General features: G+C 57.9%; 18 protein-coding genes. 9 read left to right on the plus strand and 9 right to left on the minus strand.

The features are described from left to right. Positions 1–53 precede the first annotated feature (53 nt). The 4 genes from ACR0B5_RS12775 (at position 54) to ACR0B5_RS12790 (ending at position 2,185) form a co-directional block, all read left to right on the plus strand. Positions 54–482 (plus strand): DUF6314 family protein, encoded by a 429-nt coding sequence (locus ACR0B5_RS12775; protein WP_170676484.1) that lies wholly within the window; start codon positions 54–56, stop codon positions 480–482. Between the two features lie 72 nt (positions 483–554). Continuing rightward, entirely contained in the window at positions 555–1,142 is a 588-nt protein-coding gene (locus ACR0B5_RS12780) for a biotin transporter BioY (protein ID WP_170676482.1), read from the plus strand. A 140-nt stretch (positions 1,143–1,282) separates the two neighbouring features. Beyond that, complete coding sequence (locus ACR0B5_RS12785; protein ID WP_170676480.1) at positions 1,283–1,840, plus strand: hypothetical protein; 558 nt, start codon at positions 1,283–1,285, stop codon at positions 1,838–1,840. Between the two features lie 9 nt (positions 1,841–1,849). Further along, a complete protein-coding gene (locus tag ACR0B5_RS12790) occupies positions 1,850–2,185 on the plus strand; it encodes a hypothetical protein (protein ID WP_170374057.1) in 336 nt (111 codons plus the stop codon). Between the two features lie 12 nt (positions 2,186–2,197). Here the strand turns inward: ACR0B5_RS12790 and ACR0B5_RS12795 are convergent, their stop codons facing one another. After that, positions 2,198–3,412 (minus strand): bifunctional alpha/beta hydrolase/OsmC family protein, encoded by a 1,215-nt coding sequence (locus ACR0B5_RS12795; RefSeq protein WP_480540890.1) that lies wholly within the window; start codon positions 3,410–3,412, stop codon positions 2,198–2,200. A 216-nt stretch (positions 3,413–3,628) separates the two neighbouring features. Between ACR0B5_RS12795 and ACR0B5_RS12800 the strand changes: the two genes are divergently transcribed. Further along, positions 3,629–3,820, plus strand: a complete 192-nt coding sequence (locus tag ACR0B5_RS12800; protein WP_480540892.1) for a hypothetical protein — start codon at positions 3,629–3,631, stop codon at positions 3,818–3,820. 4 nt (positions 3,821–3,824) lie between these two features. Here ACR0B5_RS12800 and dddP read toward each other — a convergent pair whose 3' ends face one another. Then, positions 3,825–5,168, minus strand: a complete 1,344-nt coding sequence (gene dddP / locus ACR0B5_RS12805) for a dimethylsulfonioproprionate lyase DddP (RefSeq protein ID WP_480540894.1) — start codon at positions 5,166–5,168, stop codon at positions 3,825–3,827. 124 nt (positions 5,169–5,292) lie between these two features. On the opposite strand from dddP, the gene ACR0B5_RS12810 reads away from it, so the two are divergent. Then, positions 5,293–6,036, plus strand: a complete 744-nt coding sequence (locus ACR0B5_RS12810) for a heme-dependent oxidative N-demethylase family protein (protein WP_480540896.1) — start codon at positions 5,293–5,295, stop codon at positions 6,034–6,036. A 36-nt stretch (positions 6,037–6,072) separates the two neighbouring features. Here ACR0B5_RS12810 and ACR0B5_RS12815 read toward each other — a convergent pair whose 3' ends face one another. The 5 genes from ACR0B5_RS12815 to ACR0B5_RS12835 all read right to left on the minus strand — a co-directional run bounded on the left by ACR0B5_RS12815 (position 6,073) and on the right by ACR0B5_RS12835 (position 10,550). Further along, positions 6,073–6,969: a hypothetical protein gene (locus ACR0B5_RS12815; RefSeq protein WP_480540898.1), complete on the minus strand. Its 897-nt coding sequence runs from the start codon at positions 6,967–6,969 to the stop codon at positions 6,073–6,075. Positions 6,970–7,168: 199 nt separating this feature from the next. Beyond that, a complete protein-coding gene (locus ACR0B5_RS12820; protein ID WP_170553052.1) occupies positions 7,169–7,960 on the minus strand; it encodes a lytic murein transglycosylase in 792 nt (263 codons plus the stop codon). A 63-nt stretch (positions 7,961–8,023) separates the two neighbouring features. Next, positions 8,024–8,668 carry an MSMEG_1061 family FMN-dependent PPOX-type flavoprotein gene (locus ACR0B5_RS12825; RefSeq protein ID WP_480540900.1) on the minus strand — a complete coding sequence of 215 codons (645 nt, stop codon included), beginning with the start codon at positions 8,666–8,668 and terminating at the stop codon, positions 8,024–8,026. A 103-nt stretch (positions 8,669–8,771) separates the two neighbouring features. Beyond that, entirely contained in the window at positions 8,772–10,178 is a 1,407-nt protein-coding gene (glnA, locus tag ACR0B5_RS12830; RefSeq protein ID WP_170374049.1) for a type I glutamate--ammonia ligase, read from the minus strand. A 33-nt stretch (positions 10,179–10,211) separates the two neighbouring features. Continuing rightward, complete coding sequence (locus tag ACR0B5_RS12835; protein WP_170325301.1) at positions 10,212–10,550, minus strand: P-II family nitrogen regulator; 339 nt, start codon at positions 10,548–10,550, stop codon at positions 10,212–10,214. 169 nt (positions 10,551–10,719) lie between these two features. On the opposite strand from ACR0B5_RS12835, the gene ACR0B5_RS12840 reads away from it, so the two are divergent. The 3 genes from ACR0B5_RS12840 (at position 10,720) to tig (ending at position 15,312) form a co-directional block, all read left to right on the plus strand. Next, positions 10,720–12,363, plus strand: a complete 1,644-nt coding sequence (locus ACR0B5_RS12840; protein ID WP_480540903.1) for an NAD(P)H-hydrate dehydratase — start codon at positions 10,720–10,722, stop codon at positions 12,361–12,363. Between the two features lie 308 nt (positions 12,364–12,671). Further along, positions 12,672–13,796, plus strand: coding sequence for a porin (locus tag ACR0B5_RS12845; RefSeq protein WP_170553061.1), 1,125 nt, complete (start codon positions 12,672–12,674; stop codon positions 13,794–13,796). 184 nt (positions 13,797–13,980) lie between these two features. Next, a complete protein-coding gene (gene tig, locus ACR0B5_RS12850) occupies positions 13,981–15,312 on the plus strand; it encodes a trigger factor (RefSeq protein ID WP_480541028.1) in 1,332 nt (443 codons plus the stop codon). Between the two features lie 94 nt (positions 15,313–15,406). On the opposite strand, the gene ACR0B5_RS12855 is transcribed toward tig, so the two are convergent. Both ACR0B5_RS12855 and ACR0B5_RS12860 read right to left on the minus strand, forming a co-directional pair. Continuing rightward, on the minus strand, positions 15,407–16,261 hold the full coding sequence (locus tag ACR0B5_RS12855; RefSeq protein WP_480540905.1) for an acyl-homoserine-lactone synthase: 855 nt from the start codon (positions 16,259–16,261) through the stop codon (positions 15,407–15,409). A gap of 107 nt (positions 16,262–16,368) precedes the next feature. Beyond that, positions 16,369–17,070 carry an autoinducer binding domain-containing protein gene (locus ACR0B5_RS12860; RefSeq protein ID WP_170374044.1) on the minus strand — a complete coding sequence of 234 codons (702 nt, stop codon included), beginning with the start codon at positions 17,068–17,070 and terminating at the stop codon, positions 16,369–16,371. Positions 17,071–17,111 lie beyond the last annotated feature (41 nt).

Genomic DNA, 17,111 nt, shown 5'->3' on the forward strand with positions numbered 1-17,111 from the left:
ATGGGAACAAGGCATGAGTGCCTGATTGCGGCGATCTGGCCGGGATAGTGGAAATGACGACCTTACCGACAACATTGTCCGATTTCGAAGGGCGCTGGCGCCTGACGCGCATAATCCGCGATGCTCGGGCCGGGCAGGTCGTGCAGGCAGAGGGAGAGGCCCTGCTGCAGCGATCCGAGGACGGGCTGATCTACACTGAAGAGGTGACGCTCGACATCCCCGGACAGCCTTCGATGAAAGGGACCCGCAAGTATTTTTGGCACGACGGTGGAGATCGCGTGTTGATCCATTTTGACGACGGGCGGTTTTTCCATGCCTTGACGCTGGGCGACCAAAACGCCTCGGACCACCATGATTGTGCGCCTGACAGTTACGATGCGGTCTATGATTTCCACGACTGGCCCCGCTGGTCGGTGCAATGGACGGTGAATGGGCCGCGAAAATCCTACGAAATGACCACAGACTATGCTGCGGTAGCGTAATCATGTTGCAGTTTGAGCGCTGACAAGGCATTGCTGGTGCAGAAATCTTGGTCCGAATTGGGAGAAGTTAAGATGAATGTAAACGTTCTGGCCAATGCGTTTGGCCCGCGTGAAGGTACGGCGCTGCTTGTAAAGCAGGTTGTACTGGTCGTTCTGGGCATCGTGGCCCTGGCGGTTGCTGCGAAAATCAAAGTGCCGATGTGGCCTGTTCCTATCACAATGGGCACTTTTGCTGTCTTGACCATCGGCACCGCCTATGGCGCACGTTTGGGTCTGATCACCATGCTTGGCTACCTGTTGGTTGGCGCGCTGGGCTTTGACGTGTTCGCAGGTTCCTCGGCCGAGAAGTTCGGTCTGACCTACATGATGGGCGGCACCGGCGGCTATCTGGTCGGCTACCTTATGGCGACCGTTCTGCTGGGCGCTCTGGCCGCGCGCGGCTGGGACCGCTCGGTTACCAAACTGGCACTGGCGCTACTGCTGGCCAACGTTCTGATCTACGTACCGGGCCTGCTGTGGCTGGGTCAGCTCTACGGTTGGGACAAGCCGATCCTGGAATGGGGCCTGACACCGTTCCTGCTGGGCGACGCCATCAAGCTGGGTCTGGCGGCACTGCTGATCCCCGCCGTTTGGAAACTGGTCGGAGAGGCGCGCAGCTAAGCGCCTGAGCCTGCTGAAATTCTAACCCGCGCCCCGAGATCCGAGGCGCGGGTTTTTTCTTTTCCAGGCAAGGGGGTGCTGGACAAGACCAGCCGCGACGGGCCAATCTGCGATCAGTGAAATAATTAGGCAATTGAGATATGCGTATTCGTTTAAAGACGGCTCTGGCGGCCTGCGCGGCCCTTTGGGTCGGGGCGGCTGTGCCAGCTGCCGCAGATACCCCGGTGACTTATACCGACGCCGGGCGTGCGCTCTTCAGCTTTGCGGTGCCGGATTTCTGGGTGCTGCGCACAGGCGGACCACGCGACATTGAAGACACGGAGCTGGGCGACCCCCGCGCTGTGGCGCGTGTGATGGGGTTCAAGCCGGTCACGGATGACTCGGTCTGGATGGGCTTTGTCTCGCCGGCAGGAGTTAACAGCATTCAGGACGGGTTGCGGTATCTGGATGATATCGACAAGTTTCTGGTGAATGATCCCACGGTTACCAGCACCAGCGACATTCGGATTGCAGGACTGCCTGCCAAGGTGATCCGGGGCACCGGCACGCGAGACGGAGGGGTGAGTTTCACTGCCACCATTATTGATCTGCCCCGTGGGCGCGTTGCGATTGCCGTGACGATCCTGCGGAACGGGGCCGATCCTGCCTATGTGGATGATCTGAACGCCGTGTTCGCGTCGTTCCGGTCTTTGCAATAGGGGGCTCAGATGACACGTAAACTGATGAAGCGATCCGTTCTAGTGTTGGGTCTGGGGATTTCAAGCCTGACTCTGGCGGCCTGTGATGGCGTCAGCGTGGGGGTAGGCGTCGGATATGGTTATGATCCCTTCTACGACTCGATGCTGTGGAACGATTATTACCACGACGTGGATGTGGATATCGATATCGACCGTCCGGACAGGCCGGATCGACCGCCGGTCAATAGACCTCCGGCACGTCCGACGCCGCCGATCGCGAAGCCTCCGGCGCGCCCACGGCCTCCGGTTGCGCGGCCGCCAGCAGCACGGCCTCCGATCCATCGGCCCGCGCCTCGTCGGGGCTGAGAATCGTCAGGCTCAGGGGAGGAGTTCGGTCGTGATATGTGCCGAACCCTCCAACGTGCGATGCACCGGGCATTTGTCGGCGATTTCCAGAAGACGGTCGCGCTGGGCCTGATCCAGAGGCCCCTCAAGCCGAATCTTGCGGCGGAACAGATCGACCTTGGCATCGCCGTTCAGCCCCGCATCCTGCGCGTGGACTTTGTTGTGACAAACGTCGACCGACACACTGGTCAGCGGCCACTTCTTGCGCCGCGCATACATGCGGATCGTCATTGACGTGCAAGCCCCAAGCCCCGACGAGACAAAGCCGTAGGGCGACATACCGCGATCCGTGCCGCCGTATGATACGGGCTCATCCGCGACGACGTGATGGCGCGGTCCGGCCTGGATATCCTGCAGGAAGCCATTGGGATCGGCCTCGGTCACTCGGACAACACCCTCAGGCGCGCCCGGTGGCGGGGCAGGTGGGCGGAGTTCGATATAGCGCGAAACCCATGCTGAAATAACGTCAGCGGCATATTCGGCGTCTTTGGCCCGCGTGATCAGGTGATCGGCATCGTCGAGCGTCACGAAGCTTTTGGGATGTTTGGCCGCCATGAAGAGCGTGCTGGCATTGTCGATGCTCACCGTCTCATCCCGCGGCGCGTGCAGGATCAAGAGCGCGGCCTTGAGGTCGGCAACCGAGGGGGTCAGCGCAGCCTCCGAAATATCATCGACAAAGGCCTTGCCGATGCGGAAGGGGCGACCGCCCAGAGAAACCTCGGCGCTGCCCTCTTGTTCGATCTCGGGCAGGGCCTGTTCGAAATGGTGCGAGACGTGTCCCGGATCGGCTGGCGCACCAAGCGTTACCACCGCCTTGACCGAAGGAATGCCTGCCCGCGCGCGCAGAACCGCGGCGCCCCCGAGGGAATGCCCGATCAGCAGCGTAGGGGCCATGTCTCGGCCGGCAAGGTAGTGCGCGGCCGCGATCAGGTCTTCGACATTCGAGGTGAAGGTTGTGTTTGCGAACTCGCCCTCGGAATGGCCCAGCCCTGTGAAATCAAAACGCAAAACGGCAATGCCCATTGCCGCCAAACGGGCCGAGATCCGACGCGCGGCAGGAATGTCCTTTGAGCAGGTGAAGCAATGCGCAAACAGAGCGGTCGCCAGGACGGGTCCTTCCGGCAGGTCGAGTCGCGCAGCCAGACGACCGCCGTCGTGACCGGCAAAAGTGATGCGTTCGGTGGGCATGGCAGTTCCTTGGATTTCGGTATGGGATCAATAGTGTGCAGTTGTGCCGGATGTCTCAACCCCATTGTAGGAAGCGTCACGGGAAGGTGAGCAAAAACCAGTGAATATTTCGGTATTCACGAAATGTGATGATACACACATCAAATATTCGTTTTCATAATTGATCTCTTCCCCCCATCTTGCAGTTGTCACACCAAGCAAGACAAGGAGACCGAGATGACACATACAGCATGCGCCCCACGCCAGCATAACCTCCGCGCTGATCTGCTGATCCTCATCGCGCTCAGCGCTGTATTGGGCTTTTCACTGGGCCAGAATTGGGAAAGGGCGACCCCGACCAGTGTCGAAGCCGCCCTTCCATCCGAGGATTGGCACGGGAATGTCCGGCGCTCGACCTGGCCGGACTGAGTGCTTATTCCAGCCCCATCAATTGGGCATCAAACGGGTATTTGGTCAGGTTCTCATAACCGTCTTCGGTGATCAGAACCTGATCCTCCAGCTTGATCGAAAAGTCCCCGCCGACCTCACCAACAGCGGCCTCGACGCACAGGACCATGCCAGGTTCGAGCGCGTAGTCATAGGCACCCTCGACCGCTTTGTCGGGATAGGCAACCAAAGGCCATTCATCGCACAGACCGACGCCATGCATCAGGCAGCCGTATTTCTGGGCCTGGAACTTGTCATCCAGCTTGTGCGCATTTGCGGTAAGCTCAGGGATCATGACGCCGGGTTTCAGCATCTCCATGTTGGTCACGATATGCTCATGCGCGTGCTGCATGGCGTAAATCATGTCCGGGCGCGGCTTCTGGTCCCCGATCCACCAAGTGCGTGAGATGTCGATGCAGATCCCGTAAGAGCCGACCAGATCGGTATCAAAGGCGATGATCTCGTTCTGTTGGGTGATGCGTGGGCCGCACTCCTGGAACCACGGATTGGTGCGCTGGCCCGAGGCCAGCAGGCGGGTTTCAATCCACTCGCCACCGCGACGGATGTTCTCGGCGTGCAAAACCGCCCAGATGTCATCTTCCGAAGTCTTGCCATCCCCAACATTTGCGCGGGCGAATTTCTCCATCTCGGCCACGGCTGTTTCACAGGCGTGGCTGGCGCAGCGCATGGCCAGAATCTCATCCGGGCCTTTGATGGCGCGGGTCTTCTCGGTCAGCTCTTCGCCTTCCATTACCTCGAAACCCTGCGCCTCAAGTGCGCGCAGACCATGCAGCATGATCTTGTCTACGGCCAGACGTTTGTTGCCGCCGCTATGTTCCTCGATCAGGATCCGCACCTCGTTCGAGAACACATCCGCCGCGACATCCACTTTGTCGCCCCGGTCGAAATAGAACAGATCCGCGCCCGAGCGCTGTTCGCGCACCAGCGGGTTGAATTCGGACAGGAAGGGTGAGTTCTTGTAGTCCCAGATCACCATATACCCGTCAGCGCACAGCAGAACGGCGCGGAATGGGTTGTGCGTGTTCCACAGCTGCATGTTCGTGCTGTCGGTTGCATAGCGGATGTTGAGCGGGTCAAAAATCAGCAGACCGCCATAACCACGATCCACGATCGCTTTAGTCAGACGTTTCCAGCGATGTTCCCGCATACGCTCGAGGTTGGGCAGGGTCAGTCCGGCTGCGGCCCATTCCTCAAAGGCAAGTTGGGTGGGCCCGATTTCGATTCGGTCATTGTCATTCGGCGTACCATCACCGAGCGTTGCGCCTCGGGTAGGATCGATTTTACGCGTGTCGCGGTAGTGCTGGTTCATGACTGGCCTCTGCTGGTTCACCCGAGAGGTATCAAACTTCTGTCTGGGGTGTCCCAGAAGAATACGACGGATTCTTGGTCGCTTTTTTGCCGACAGTCGGTCAGGCTAATGATAAGTGGATGGCATGGTTGCCATTTTACAGTCCAGTATCCCATACGACCCTAGCCAAACCCGTGCCTTGCCAGGCATTCAGCCCACCGATATGGCGGAATGGTTGCACCAGGACGATGCCTTCGCCGCGCAGATGGCGCACCGTGCAGCCCTGTTAAAAAACCAGCGGGACGATGTTCTGGCCCTGTGCCCCGAGGCGGAGCCAGCCGCGCAGGAGTTGTTACAGCTTGTTCTGCGTCAAACCTACCCAAAGGCGACGGACTGCGCGTTGCGCTTGGATGGCGTTCGTGTGCCGATTGATTTTGCAAACCCGTTGGATACGCTGTGCAATCTAGTGCAAGAGGACTTCTGCATCCTCCAGAAACACGGGAATGAGCATGTTCTGACCGGTGCGATCCTGTGCTTTCCGGCCAGTTGGCTCTTGCGTGAAAAGTTCATGCGGCCGTTGGTTGGAATTCATGTGCCCGTGGACAGCTATGATGACAATATCGCTCGTCGTGTGCAGCGCCTGTTTGACGGGATACAACCGGGGCGACCGCTCTGGCGGTTCAATGCCCTCTGGTACGACGACCCCGAGCTGCACCAGCCCCGTAGTGCCAGCGATCGGCGTGAAATCCGCGATCATGGTCGCGCCCCATATTTGCGTAGCGAACGTCAGACCCTTCTGCGCCTGCCGGAAACGCGGGCAGTGGTGTTTTCGATCCATACATACGTTCTGGCCGCAAACCAGGTGCCAGAAATGGAAAACCCCGCCTGATGGCGGGGCCTCCAAGGAGGGTCTTCGGTAGTTGGGTTACATGCCGAGCGCGGTGGCGACATCGGCAAATGCATTGCTGGCGTTCAGCGCCACGATGGCAAAGGTAAAGACCAGAACCTGAGTGTTCAGGCGGAAATCCTCACCTCGGATCAGGTTGACCGCGGCCATCGACACAGCAATCGGAGCGGACATGCTGGCGACGACCCCCGTCAGGCACCAGCTGCTCAGCCGTAGGGCGTCGCTGGGACGATCGGAAGTGTCCTCTTGCGGATCAGGCGTTGCCTGCGCCACCGGGTCATCTTCGGTGCGAAAGGCGATGCTCAGCAATTGCTCATCGGTCAGTTGGATGGGGCGGGGGGTAGGTTTGGCAATCTCGGACTCTTCGGGTTCTGGAAAGTTCAAACCTGCAAACTGTCCGCTGACCGACTGAAAGATCTGTTTGCGATTTCTGGGTTTGGTCGGCGCGAGCGTATCAAAGGCGCTCATGAATTGCTCGACGGTCAGAACCGTGTGAGGCGACAGCCACTCCACCCGTTGGGATGAGCAGATGTCGACCATGCGATACAGGATAACGACCAGCATCAGCTCCGAGATTTCGGAATCATCCAGCAAGGGGGACACTGGGGAGATGTTGATAACCAAACGGTTGCGAGGACGCGACGCAGACGGCCTAACCAAGGTCTTCAGGCCGGCGGCACGATCCAGGCGCTCATGCCGGTCGTCGGGCTGCAGCTCCTCGGTCTCGAGCGTCAAACGAACGAGATACTGGCTGCAGACGATACTGGCCTCTGTGTTGCTTAGCAGGGCCTTGCGCTCAACGAGGTGGCCGTAGTCTTCTAAGGTCGCAGCGACAATTGTTCCGAAACGCTCGACCGCGCCGTCGGTGTCGCCTGCAAACTGCAAGCCGCCATGATAGCTGTGCTTTTTGGTCACTGCGCATTCCTTTGTCGCAAACCGTCTTGGGCATCATTCTAAAGCGCGATGTAGGGCAGAATTTGACGAAATTACAAAAAAATCGAAATTCAGATGGATTGACTACGCTTTGGAAACCAAGCGATTGAGGCTTTTTCCGTGCAACTATGGCGATATTGTGGCTGAACTGTGAGGGGTGCGCGGCGGGATCGCGGCCAGGCTATCCATCGATTCGGGCGGCCATTATCGCGATAGATTGCTGGTAGACCGAGGCGGCGTTCCACTGCTGGATAACCTTGAAATTGGGTTGCCCCGGCTGGTAGCCGCGACCGGGTTTCCAGCCTTTCTTGCGCAGGAAATTGGCGGTTGAGGCCAGCGCGTCCGTCATGTTGTAGAAGTCGACACGCCGGTCCCCAGTGGCATCGACACCATAGGTCAGCGCGTTTCCGGGTAGAAACTGAGTATGGCCCAACTCGCCATGTTTTGCCCCTTTTGTCGCCATGGTAATACTGCCTTGATCGACCAGCTTCAGTGCCCCAATTGCGTGAGGAATGAAGAACTCGGATCGGCGACAATCATAGGCCAGAGTGGTTATTGCTGACACAACCTGACTGTCGCCCATAAAACCCCCAAAGCCGGTTTCCATACCGTGAATGGCAATCAGAACCCCTGCTGGAACTCCATATTGGCGTTCCAACGCGGCATAGAATTCCGGGTTTCTTGCCTTACGTTTGCGTCCCTGCGCAACGATGGTATCGGCCCCGCGCACGCGCATGAATTTATCCAGCGAGTATTTGAAGCTTTTCTGGTTGCGATCCGCGGCAATGGTTCCGGTCGCATATTGCGTCTGTGCTAGGGCTTGCAGACCCTTCTTCTTTACCCCGGATTTCTTGGCCTGCTTGGCAAAATCAGCTTTCCAGGCCTCGAACCCGGCACTGGTGTTCCCACAGGGGGCCGCGAGACCAAGCGTCGGTGCAGACAGGGCGAGCGTCAGGGTTAGAATGCGCAACATCAGGTCAATTCCCTCATACAATATGCATTAAGGCTAAACGCCAGCCCTTGCTTCGCAAAGGGTTTAATACAGGTCCAACTCGCCAGCTTGCTTGAGGTCTTCGAACCATTCATCAGGCGTTCTGTCGATCTTGGCGTGTTTGACCATCATCGCGTTCATGTTCGGCAGATCCGAGGAGTCAGGCCAGTTCTCCGGCTGCCAGAGGTTGGAGCGGATGACGCATTTAGGGCAGTGGGCAAAAGCGGTTTCGACATGGACCAGTAGCGCCAACTTGGGCGCTTTGCCTTTGATGGCCATGGTCCTCAAGAGCGTTTCATCGGCACAGATACGCGCCGTACCGCGAAGGCGCAGCGTCTCCATCTTGCCGGGGACGAAGAAGATCACACTAACGCGTGGGTCCTTCAGAACGTTGTGAAAGGTATCGACGCGCTTGTTGCCGGGGCGATCGGGGATGGCGAGCATCTGGTCCGAGATGACATGCACGAACCCTTCTGGGTCGCCACGCGGCGAGATATCGAGATAACCGTCCGGGTTGGCTGATGCGATCAGGCAGAAGGTGGACCTGTCGATGAAGTCCCGGCACATCTGATCCAGAGTCGACAGTTCCTTTGCGATGATCTGAGGCAATGGCGCGCCGGTGATGCGTTCCAGCTGTTCCGCCGAGGTCACATATTCGGTGAATTGCGCGAACGGGTCATCGGGTGACATGCGCTCTCTCCCAACCTGTTTTGACTGTCAGTTTGAAAGATCACACCAGATGAGACAAGGGCGCCCGAATGGACGCCCTTGGAATGGTAGGTCTGCAACCGGCTTAGCAGCTGTAGTACATGCCGTATTCTACCGGGTGCGGTGTGTGCTCGTAGGTTTCGACCTCTTCCATCTTCAGTGCGATGTAGCCGTCGATCTGGTCTTTGGTGAACACGTCGCCCTGCAGCAGGAAGTCGTGATCGGATGCCAGAGCTTCCAGAGCCTCACGCAGCGAGCCGCAAACGGTCGGGATGTCGGCCAGTTCTTCAGCAGGCAGATCGTACAGGTTCTTGTCCATGGCTTCGCCCGGATCGATCTTGTTCTTGATGCCGTCCAGACCAGCCATAAGCAGTGCAGCAAACGCCAGGTAGGGGTTCGCAGCTGGGTCAGGGAAGCGAGCCTCGACGCGCTTGGCTTTCGGGCTTTCGGTCCACGGAATACGGACACAACCCGAACGGTTACGAGCCGAGTAGGCGCGCAGAACAGGTGCTTCGAAGCCCGGGATCAGACGCTTGTAGCTGTTGGTCGACGGGTTGGTGAAGGCGTTCAGGGTTTTCGCGTGCTTCAAAACACCGCCAATGAAGTACAGTGCTTCGTCTGACAGGTCGGCGTATTTGTCGCCAGCGAACAGAGGCTTGCCGTCTTTCCAGATCGACATGTTCACGTGCATGCCGGTGCCGTTGTCACCAGCGATTGGCTTCGGCATGAAGGTGGCCGATTTGCCGTAGGCGTGTGCAACGTTGTGGATGACGTATTTATACTTCTGCAGCTCGTCGGCTTGCTTAGTCAGGCTGTCAAAGATCAGGCCCAGCTCGTGCTGACAGGACGCAACCTCGTGGTGGTGCTTGTCCACTTTCATGCCCAGACGCTTCATGGTCGACAGCATTTCCGAGCGCAGGTCTTGCGCTTCGTCAACGGGGTTCACAGGGAAGTAACCGCCCTTGACGCCCGGACGATGGCCCATGTTGCCCATCTCGTACTCGGTGTCGGTGTTCCACGACGCGTCGGTTGCATCAACTTCGTAGGATACCTTGTTGATACTGTTCGAGAAACGGACGTCATCGAACAGGAAGAATTCGGCTTCTGGGCCCATGTAGGCTACATCACCGATGCCCGAGGATTTCAGGTAAGCTTCAGCTTTCTGAGCGGTGCCGCGCGGGTCACGCTCATAGGCTTCGCCGGTGTCGGGCTCAACAATCGAGCAGTGTAAGCAGATGGTCTTTTCCGCATAGAACGGGTCGACATAAGCGCTTTCGGTGTCAGGCATCAGTTTCATGTCCGACGCTTCGATCGACTTCCAGCCCGCAATTGACGAACCGTCGAACATGAAGCCTTCTTCCAGGAAGTCTTCATCGACCTGGTCGGCCATGATGGTTACGTGCTGAAGTTTGCCGCGCGGGTCGGTGAACCGGATGTCGACGTACTCTGCGCCTTCTTCCTTGATCAGCTGAAGAACTGCGTCCTTGCTCATTCTCTTGTTTCCTCTGAGTTGAAGATGGGTGTGTTACAGGGCTTCCGAACCGGTCTCGCCGGTACGAATGCGAATGGCTTGCTCGACAGGCGAGACAAAGATCTTGCCGTCACCGATCTTGTCGGTTTTCGCGGCCGAGACGATGGCTTCGATCGCGGCGTCAACCTGATCGTCGTCCAAAACGACCTCAACTTTTACTTTGGGCAGAAAGTCGACGACATATTCCGCGCCGCGATACAGCTCGGTGTGACCTTTCTGGCGGCCAAAGCCTTTGACTTCGATCACGCTGAGACCCTGGACACCAACGTCCTGCAGTGCCTCTTTCACTTCGTCCAGTTTGAACGGCTTGATGATCGCTTCGATCTTTTTCATTCCGGCTCACCTTGCATGGTTGTCTGAGGTGCAGTGATCACGTCTAAAGGGATGCAGCAATCCGATTGCGCGCTTCGGCGTGATCTGGTGCATTGAAAAAAGGCGCATGGTCAAATTTTGATCGGTTTGCACAAAAAGTAATCGAAATTGAATCGCGTGAGGATTTGAGATGGTTGATTTGCTGACGGCTGCGCAGATGGGTGCGCTGGAACGGGCGGCCATCGACTCGGGCGAGGTGACCGGGCTGGAGCTGATGGAGCGCGCGGGTCAGGGCGTTGTGGACGCGATCTTCGACGAATGGCCAGAGCTGAGGGATCGAGGGGCCAGCCCCTCGAGCTCCCCGGGATATTTTAGGCCAGATGAAGGGGATCCCTTGCGAGCCATGGTGCTGTGCGGGCCTGGGAACAATGGGGGCGACGGGTTTGTGGTCGCGCGGCTGCTTCGACAACGGGGGTGGGCGGTTGAGGTGGTCTTGTTTGGCGACCCGTCAAAACTGCCTGAGGACGCGCGGACGAATTATGAGCGGTGGGGTGGACCAACACGCGCGGCTGCGGATTTGGGGGATGAGGACTTGCGCCATCCGGATGTGTCGATTGATGCGCTGTTTGGGACAGGGTTGGCGCGGCCAATCGACGATGCTGCGCTTTGGGAACACCTTTGGGCGCATGATGATGCAGCAGATGCCTGGGCTTTGCGGCGGAAGGGGCGCGGTACAGATATCGTGCCACCACGGACCGTCGCGATTGATCTGCCCTCGGGGCTTTGTTCAGACTCAGGAAAGGTTTTGGGGGGTGCGTTTCCGGCACATGGCCGGCGCTGTGCCCGCTCGGCCCTGACGGTCACGTTTCATTCGCGCAAACTTGGGCATGTGCTGGAGGATGGGGCGTCCTATTGCGGGAAGCTGGTCGTCAAGGATATCGGGCTTAAGGGTGAGCCGAGCGCGTCCGAGGTGGTGACGGCGGTTCGGCAGCCGTCTGGCGAGGAGCTAGGGAAAGGTGTACCGGGCCACAAATACGCGCATGGGCATGCTTTGATTCTGACGGGTGGGTTTGGAAAAACTGGAGCCGCGCGACTGTCTGGGCGGGGGGCGTTACGGATTGGGGCAGGGTTGGTGACATTGGGTGTGCCGCCCTCGGCGCAGATGGAGGTGGCCTCTCAGATCACGGCCTTGATGATGATGCGGGTCGAGGGGGGCGACGACTTGCGCGACATTCTGACGGATCATCGACTTAACGCTGTGTGTCTTGGTCCTGGAATGGGTGTTGAGCGGGCGGCGGATCTGCTACCTGTTGCCCTCGCGGCGAAGCGCGCGACGGTGTTGGACGCGGACGCGCTAACGGCATTTTCCGAAGACCCTTCGGCCTTGTTCGCTCAGCTACATGTGGCTTGTGTTCTGACGCCTCACGGCGGCGAGTTTGCGCGGCTGTTTCCTGATATTGCCGAGAAGCTCTCCGCCCCACCGACCCGTGGTCCTGCCTTTTCTAAGGTGGATGCAACGCGTGAGGCTGCAAAGCGTGCGGGCTGTGTGGTGCTGTTCAAAGGGCCAGATACAGTGATCGCCGCCCCGGACGGGCGGTGTTCGGTTCATTCGGCGCAGTATGAGCGCGCGGCCCCTTGGCTGGCGACGGCCGGGTCCGGGGATGTGTTAGCCGGTTTCATCACCGGATTATTGGCTCGGGGGTTCGACGCGATGGGCGCGGCGGAGACGGCGGCGTGGCTTCACGTGGAATGCGCGCGTCGGTTCGGTCCTGGATTAATCGCTGAAGACCTGCCTGAGGTCTTGCCTGATGTTTATAAGTGTATGAATATGTAAGTGCGTCTTGCGCGATCGGGATGCGAAAATCACATCTGATCGCGCGTTCGTTACAGGAATTTCCCTGTGCGCATAGCGGCTATTTGCTGCGCTCATGAGAAGCTATCGGATTTTTCTTGGGGGCAGCCCGTTGTTTTTGCGGGAAGGCAGTTAGATGATTGAATTAAAACAACTTATCTTGATTGCGCCAAGGTATTCTGTTGCGGATTCGTCACCTTCTTTCGGCGTAGGGCGCGCCCCATTGGAACGGCTCGGTGTGGTGAGCATGTGAGCAAGACCAAATAACAAACTATTTCAAGGTGAGTGACATGACCCTTAACCTGAAAACCTCGTCTGTTGCGGCGCTTTTGGCGGCGACCACGGCCATTCCAGCTGCGGCTGAGCTGAAATACGAAAACAATAGCGGCGGATATGTAGAGCTCTACGGACAGTTCAACCCGGCGCTGATCTCAGTTGACGACGGACAAGACACCGAGACACGTTTGCTGGACAACGACCTGTCCAACAGCCGTGTCGGCTTGCGCCTTATGCAGCCCTACGGCGACAACGAGTTTACGTTTCGGCTCGAAACCGGACTAGGACTGCCAAACTCGAGCGAATGGAACCAGTTGGGTACGGATTTCAGCGGTTGGACGCGGGAAGATATCCGTCACGTGGATTTCGCGCTGAAGGGCGGCTACGGCAAGTTCTCGGCGGGGCAGGGCAGCATGGCTTCGGACGGGGCGGCTGAGACGGACTTGTCTTATGTTGGAACGGCGCTCTATTCGTTCACCAACGATGAAAACTCGGGCTTCTTCTATCGCGGAACCGATGGGGTACTCAGCGACATTACGGTCGGTGACTCCAGCAGCAACTTTGACGGTGGCCGCCGGACGCGCGTGCGCTACGATACGCCTGACTTCAACGGGTTCAGTGCAGCTGTCGCCTATGGTGAAAACGCGCTCTCCAGCAGCGACGATGACACGTATTACGACTTTGCGATCGCGTATAACAACACCTTTGCCGGTGGCGTCGAGTTTGCTGCCAGCGTGGCCTATGCCGTGCGAGATTTCGACAATGTTTCGGGTGAGCGCAAGGATACCATAGGGTCTGCCTCGGTTCTGCTGCCCAGCGGGTTCAGCTTTACCGCTGCTGCAGGGTCGCGGGACGACACCGCAAGTGGCGCATCGGATCCAAGCTTCTGGTACGCAAAAATTGCCTACGAGGGCGACTGGGTGGCCTGGGGTAAAACCGGTGTGGGCATCGACTACTACGATGGGTCAGACTTCAACAATGATGGGTCGGACACCAAAGCATGGGGTATCGCTGTTGTGCAGCGGATCGACTCGATCAACACGGATGCCTACCTGAAATACCGCAACCACGATTTCGAAGATGGGACGTCGTTCGACAAGAACGAAGCCTGGGTCTTGGGCGCGCGCTGGCAGTTCTGATCAGCGATAGATGTTTCACAAAACGCTCCGGTTCCAGCTGGGGCGTTTTTTTGCTGTTGAAGACGGTAAAACCGGGGTGATCCGGGCATTGCCCCCTTGCACGTGGGCGGCTGGGCAAATAGAAGGCGTCAAATTTGCCCGGCGCGCCGTTTTGCGCGCCCCGAATCCTATGGGGACTACCATAATGCAGGTTACCGAGACGCTGAACGAAGGTCTGAAACGCGGCTACAACATCGTTGTGACCGCAGCCGAGCTGGACGACAAGGTCAACGAGAAACTGACCGAAGCGCAGCCCGAGGTCGAAATGAAGGGTTTCCGCAAAGGCAAGGTGCCGATGGCGCTGCTGAAAAAGCAGTTTGGCCAGCGTCTGCTGGGCGAAGCCATGCAGGAAACCATCGACGGTGCGATGAACAAGCACTTTGAAGACAGCGGCGACCGCCCTGCGCTGCAGCCCGAGGTCAAGATGACCAACGAGGATTGGAAAGAAGGCGACGATGTCGAGGTCGCGATGTCCTATGAGGCGCTGCCTGAAATCCCGGAAGTCGACCTGAAATCGGTTGAGTTGGAAAAGCTGGTCGTCAAAGCAGACGACGCAGCCGTTGAAGAAGCGCTGAACAACCTGGCCGAAACCGCGCAGGACTTCAAAGCGCGCCGCAAGGGTTCGAAAGCCAAGGACGGCGACCAGATCGTGTTCGACTTTGTCGGCAAGGTTGATGGCGAAGAATTCGAAGGTGGCTCGGCCGAGGACTACCCGCTGGTTCTGGGCTCCAACAGCTTCATCCCCGGTTTCGAAGAGCAACTGGTTGGCGTGAAAGCCGAGGAAGAAAAAGACGTCAACGTTACCTTCCCCGAGGAATACGGTGCCGAGCATCTGGCCGGTAAAGACGCTGTCTTCACCTGCACTGTCAAGGAAGTGAAAGAGCCGGTTGCAGCCGAGATCAACGACGAGCTGGCAACCAAATTCGGTGCCGAGGATCTGGAAGCTCTGAAGGGCCAGATCTCTGAGCGTCTGGAAGCTGAATATGCCGGTGCTGCGCGCGCTGTCATGAAGCGTGGCCTGCTGGACGCGCTGGACACCAAAGTGTCGTTCGATTTGCCTCCGTCACTGGTTGAAGCCGAAGCCAAGCAAATCGCACACCAGCTGTTCCACGAGGAAAACCCGGATGTGGAAGGCCACGACCACGGCGAGATCGAGCCTTCGGATGAGCACAACAAACTGGCTGAACGCCGCGTGCGTCTGGGTCTGCTGCTGGCAGAGCTGGGTCAGAAGGCCGAGGTTGAAGTCACCGACGCCGAGATGACTCAAGCGATCATGAACCAGGCGCGTCAGTACCCTGGACAAGAGCGTCAGTTCTTTGAGTTCGTTCAGCAGAACGCACAGATGCAGCAGCAGCTGCGCGCGCCGATTTTCGAAGACAAGGTCGTCGACTACGTGTTCGAACTGGCTCAGGTCTCTGACAAAGAAGTCAGCAAAGACGACCTGCAAAAAGCCGTTGAGGCACTGGAAGAGGAATAATCCTCTTCCCCCCTTTCGGGGCGCCGAAATAGAAGCGGAGCCGCCTGATCAGGGCGACTCCGCTAGGGTGGCTTTGTACTATGAGGTGAGGGGGTCAGGCCTCATGAGCAAAAGCACGGGGGGTATGTAGCAGAGCGGTCTTCTGCTCTGGCGTGAAGGTGTTGGAGAGCGTCTCGATGAGCCTCAGAACATCTTGCCGTTCGGCCTCGGTCCGCGCTGCGTTCATCTGCTCCACAAAGTATTTCTCAAGCTCTGTGAGCGGTTTGTGGTCGCGATTTGCAGGGTTCTGATCAACCAGCTTCTTGCTGTTGAACAGCTCGAGCGCCTTGTCTTCTTCCAGGAAGACATCGGTTTTGATGCCTGCAAAGTCCCGAATGGCGTCGATACGTTCATCGGTGCAATCCAGAAGGGCGGCAAGGGCCGAGACTTTGCCCATCGGCACGGTTTTACCCACATAGTCATAGGGCGCACAGTTCGACCGTTTCAGCACCCGATCCATGATTGGGTCAATCACAGTTATGATGTCCTGAATACCGGCGTTCTTCGCATATTCCAGCGAACCGATCATAAGCTCACAGGTTGCGTAAGATACCGAGTTCTTATCTTTGCCGCGATTCAGCCGTTGGGTGTCGACGCAGAAGCGGGTGGATTCCCACATTGTCGCGCTGCGGATCGGAGGTTCGCCGTCAAGGATGGCCGAGAATACGTCCGACAACATGTGCGGTCCGGTGGTCTGCAGGGCACGCACGGCTGCGACGACATTCCCCCCGTCGTCGAGTCCGATTACGTATGCAGGATCAAGATGATCGAATTCATCGATTTCCTTGCCGTCTTCGATTTTGACGTCCCAGCCCAAGCGCTCGCCGAAAACGCGCGCGCGCAGTTCAAACATTTCGTCAAGGACGTCGCTGAATTGGTGTCTGTTCAGCCCATCTACTACGATGATCATGGTTTCCCCCTTCGAGTGGTTGTTCGGTAAACCGATCGTTACTCGTTTGAAGGGAGATTTCTATTGGGGGTTTCCCGTATTTTGACCGAATTGTGTGATTTTTGTGTTTATCCCGGGGTGATAAGCCCGATCGCGATCGCCCGCCCAACGGCCTGAGGCGTCGTCAAAGCGCTGAGTTTTTCGCGGCTGGAGCGCAGATGAACCTCAACCGTGCGGTGCGAGATCGACAGAATGTCGCCGATATCCTGCTGAGATTTCCCTGCCGCGACCCATTGCAGGATCTCGGCCTCGCGGGTCGAGAGGTTCGGGTGATAAAGCGCACCTGTCAGCTCATCCGAGGTCACCACGTTGTCATGGATATGCACGGCCATGGACTGCAGATCGCTGATCACATGGGTATACAGCTTGCGCCATTCTTCTTTGGAGCAATCCCGCGTCGCGCTCAGGAACCCGATATCCCCGTAAGGGCCGCGAACCGGTATTGTAACGCCTTGATTAGACAAACCAAAATCATGTGCGTCGCGGAAAACGCGTTGGAAGTCAGGGCTGCGTTCTAAGCGGCTCCAATCAACGGGGGCGATGCTGCGCTTTGCCATGTGAAGTGTCGGGTCAATCATGACCAGACCCTGCTTTTGATAGTGCTCGTTCCAGGCATCATCGTAGGTAACGAAGCCAGCAACTTTGCCCGCAGCGGGGTTCATCCCAGCGTAGGCGGCGTGATCCATATCGTGTTTTTCGCACACCTGCTTCAGAAACTCGGTGTACCGAGTTTCCGAGTCCGGCAGAGTGCTCAGATCAACGATCTCCATCTTTCGCCTACGACCTGCGGCTTATCTTGAAATCCGGTGGT

The sequence above is a fragment of the Ruegeria sp. AG1 genome (assembly GCF_056541705.1).

Excerpts from the sequence above, each read along its gene's own strand:
- tig (WP_480541028.1), top strand. The coding sequence starts at position 13,981 with ATGCAGGTTACCGAGACGCTGAACGAAGGTCTGAAACGCGGCTACAAC.
- glnA (WP_170374049.1), bottom strand. The coding sequence starts at position 10,178 with ATGAGCAAGGACGCAGTTCTTCAGCTGATCAAGGAAGAAGGCGCAGAG.
- ACR0B5_RS12780 (WP_170676482.1), top strand. The coding sequence starts at position 555 with ATGAATGTAAACGTTCTGGCCAATGCGTTTGGCCCGCGTGAAGGTACG.
- ACR0B5_RS12785 (WP_170676480.1), top strand. The coding sequence starts at position 1,283 with ATGCGTATTCGTTTAAAGACGGCTCTGGCGGCCTGCGCGGCCCTTTGG.
- ACR0B5_RS12845 (WP_170553061.1), top strand. The coding sequence starts at position 12,672 with ATGACCCTTAACCTGAAAACCTCGTCTGTTGCGGCGCTTTTGGCGGCG.
- ACR0B5_RS12860 (WP_170374044.1), bottom strand. The coding sequence starts at position 17,070 with ATGGAGATCGTTGATCTGAGCACTCTGCCGGACTCGGAAACTCGGTAC.
- ACR0B5_RS12835 (WP_170325301.1), bottom strand. The coding sequence starts at position 10,550 with ATGAAAAAGATCGAAGCGATCATCAAGCCGTTCAAACTGGACGAAGTG.
- dddP (WP_480540894.1), bottom strand. The coding sequence starts at position 5,168 with ATGAACCAGCACTACCGCGACACGCGTAAAATCGATCCTACCCGAGGC.
- ACR0B5_RS12810 (WP_480540896.1), top strand. The coding sequence starts at position 5,293 with ATGGTTGCCATTTTACAGTCCAGTATCCCATACGACCCTAGCCAAACC.
- ACR0B5_RS12820 (WP_170553052.1), bottom strand. The coding sequence starts at position 7,960 with ATGTTGCGCATTCTAACCCTGACGCTCGCCCTGTCTGCACCGACGCTT.
- ACR0B5_RS12840 (WP_480540903.1), top strand. The coding sequence starts at position 10,720 with ATGGTTGATTTGCTGACGGCTGCGCAGATGGGTGCGCTGGAACGGGCG.
- ACR0B5_RS12825 (WP_480540900.1), bottom strand. The coding sequence starts at position 8,668 with ATGTCACCCGATGACCCGTTCGCGCAATTCACCGAATATGTGACCTCG.
- ACR0B5_RS12775 (WP_170676484.1), top strand. The coding sequence starts at position 54 with ATGACGACCTTACCGACAACATTGTCCGATTTCGAAGGGCGCTGGCGC.
- ACR0B5_RS12790 (WP_170374057.1), top strand. The coding sequence starts at position 1,850 with ATGACACGTAAACTGATGAAGCGATCCGTTCTAGTGTTGGGTCTGGGG.
- ACR0B5_RS12800 (WP_480540892.1), top strand. The coding sequence starts at position 3,629 with ATGACACATACAGCATGCGCCCCACGCCAGCATAACCTCCGCGCTGAT.
- ACR0B5_RS12855 (WP_480540905.1), bottom strand. The coding sequence starts at position 16,261 with ATGATCATCGTAGTAGATGGGCTGAACAGACACCAATTCAGCGACGTC.
- ACR0B5_RS12795 (WP_480540890.1), bottom strand. The coding sequence starts at position 3,412 with ATGCCCACCGAACGCATCACTTTTGCCGGTCACGACGGCGGTCGTCTG.